Annotated in this window: 1 protein-coding gene; it reads left to right on the forward strand. The window is 35.6% G+C overall.

What is annotated here, in order from left to right; all coding sequences use genetic code 11:
• The first annotated feature begins 35 nt into the window (after nucleotides 1-35).
• Complete coding sequence (locus MYP_RS24605; RefSeq protein WP_156140829.1) at nucleotides 36-479, forward strand: hypothetical protein; 444 nt, start codon at nucleotides 36-38, stop codon at nucleotides 477-479.
• Nucleotides 480-592: the final 113 nt, after the last annotated feature.

Consider the following 592-nt stretch of genomic DNA (forward strand, 5'->3'; position numbering starts at 1 on the left):
AAAACGTTAGGTGCAACTGAAACGAACCAATGGAAATGATTCGAGACATAATTTGTCAAGTTTACGCAGGACAAAAATCAAGAAAAACTATTGACTTAGTTTTGAATACTTTTACTCCCGAATACGAAAAATTGAATTTAGACTATGCTTCTCGACCAGGTGATGAGGATTACGTATTTAAAACAGAAGACGAAATGATAAATTATTTCATAGAAAACACTGGCCTAAATCAGACTTTCTATTGGAATAAAAATCACGACAACCCAGACAAAATTATGGTTGGTGCTAATATTACAGAAGACGATAAACTGATAATGAGTCTGACTATTGATGGTAATGAAGAAACGGAAAGTAAGTATTTTGAAAAACTCAAAAATATTTTGAATTCAGACATTGGAGTCATTTCATACATTAATCCAGTAGAGTACAATAATGGACAAGATTTTATCACAAAGTATGGACAGAACAGCAGCACCTAACAGCACATTTGCAATAGGCGGGGCTTCGTGCTCCGCAGACAGTTTTGTGGTTAAAGGAAGTACAGTTCTCTGCTTCAACATTTGTGCTGAAAACCCGCCCATCGCAAATCTGC

Source organism: Sporocytophaga myxococcoides (assembly GCF_000775915.1).
In the GTDB taxonomy this organism is placed as follows: domain Bacteria; phylum Bacteroidota; class Bacteroidia; order Cytophagales; family Cytophagaceae; genus Sporocytophaga; species Sporocytophaga myxococcoides_A.

Coding starts and splice junctions, on each gene's coding strand:
- MYP_RS24605 (WP_156140829.1), top strand. CDS start 36: ATGATTCGAGACATAATTTGTCAAGTTTACGCAGGACAAAAATCAAGA.